Source organism: Hyphomonas sp. (genome assembly GCF_040882205.1).
In the GTDB taxonomy this organism is placed as follows: Bacteria; Pseudomonadota; Alphaproteobacteria; order Caulobacterales; family Hyphomonadaceae; genus Hyphomonas.
In genome coordinates, this window is the sequence record NZ_JBBEBT010000344.1 from 1 (window position 1) to 1,781 (window position 1,781).

At 66.4% G+C, this 1,781-nt stretch carries 1 protein-coding gene; it reads left to right on the forward strand.

What is annotated here, in order from left to right:
• Positions 1-469 precede the first annotated feature (469 nt).
• Complete coding sequence (locus WEA77_RS14940) at positions 470-1,780, forward strand: hypothetical protein (RefSeq protein ID WP_368068664.1); 1,311 nt, start codon at positions 470-472, stop codon at positions 1,778-1,780.
• The last annotated feature ends 1 nt before the right edge of the window (position 1,781 follow it).

Below are 1,781 nucleotides of genomic sequence, written 5' to 3' on the forward strand. Positions count from 1 at the left end.
CACCGCCTCCGCCGACTGGGCCGCGCTGAAAGAGTCCAAGCGCGACTATTCCAAAATCCCCGCCTTCATCGCACCACCGGTCAACAAGCTCGACATCTGCTCACTGCCAGTGCCGGCAAGAAAAGTGGGCGACTAGCCCAACTCAATCCGCTCATCCCCCGCGAAGGCGGGGATCGGAAAAGGCTGATGGCCTCCCGGGACCCCCGCCTTCGCGGGGGATGAGCGGATTTTGTTCATGCCGCAGCTCCCTCCCCAACCTTACGCATTTATAATCTGCCCCATTCCCTACAGGATTCAGGGCACTAAGCCTCCCGGCCGCGCGTCTTCCCCGAAACCCGCCTTGCCCCGCCTTGCCAGTTTCAAACCGCCGATGTTTCGTCAGCCCAAGCAGCGTGAGGCATGGGCGCCCTGACGCGTGGCACGGGAAGGACCAGAGGGTGGCAGGTCCGAACGGAAGGCGGCGGGGCAAGTGACAATGGCGTTCGAAGGCAAGGCACAGGTTGCGGAGAAGCCCGCAGAGTTCGAGGCGCGCCAGACCGGGCGGCGCTGTTTCGTCATCCTCCCCTATGCCGCGCCGGTCACCGGTGACGGCCCGGATATCGATTTCGACGCCGTCTTCCATGAAATCATCCAGCCGGTCGCCGAGGACCTCGACCTTGACTGTATCCGCTCCGACCGGGTCAGCCGCTCCGGCCTCATCCACCGCGAGATGGTGGAAAACATAATCGACGCGGACGTCGTCATCGCAGACATCACGCTCGGCTCGCCGGACATTTTCTTCGAACTCGGCATCCGCCAGGCCGCCCGCCGCGCCGGCACGGTGGTCATGTGCCATTCCGGCAGCAACGAGGATTTCAACATCACCGGCGTACGCGCGCTGGATTATGAACTCCCCCCCGAAGGCGCCCCCGCCCGCGCGCAGATCCTGGCCGATTGCCGCGCCCTCCTGCGCACGCATATCAAGAACAGCCTCGACAACCGCGCGACGGATTCCATCGTCCACTCACTGATCCCCGGCATCTCGATCCGCCTGCCGGACCGTCCGCTCCCGGAGCGCCGCTACCACGTCTATAAACTCGGCCTTGCCGGCATGACTGGACCGAAGGCAGCTCGCCAGATCGAGATTGTCACCGGCGACATCGCCGATGTTGACGATATCGACGTCTGGGTGAACCCCGAGAACACCCGCATGGAACTCGCGCGCCTGCACGACAGCTCCGTCTCGGCCACCATCCGCTATCTCGGCTCACGCCGCGACCGGCACGGCTTCGTGCGCGACGACGCGATCACGCGCCTCCTGCGCAACAAGGTCGGCGCCAGCCACCGCACCGGCATCGAGCCAGCCACCACCATGCTCACCAGCGCCGGCGCGCTGGCGCGCACCAACAAGGTGAAGCTCCTCGTCCACGTCGCCGCCCATCAGGGCGAGCCGGGGCGCGGCTACCAGCTGATCGGCGCCTACCGCAAATGCGTCACCAACGCGCTCGCGGCGGCCGACCAGCACAATGCCGGCCTCGGCGCCAGGCTGAACGCAAGGTCCGCTCTGCGCTCGGTCCTCCTCCCGCTCTTCGGAGCGCGCTCGCCTGGCGAATCGCCCCATGAACGCGTGCAGGGCCTGATCCATGCCGCCCACCAGTACCTGCTCCATTCGGCCGATACCCGCATCGAGCGCGTCGCCTTCCTAGCCTGGACCCAGGTCGATCTCGAGCTCTGCCAGGCCGCCCTCCACCGCCTCGGCCTGAAGCCCGCCGGGGCCCCAAGAGGCCCGGGCAAGGCCTGAG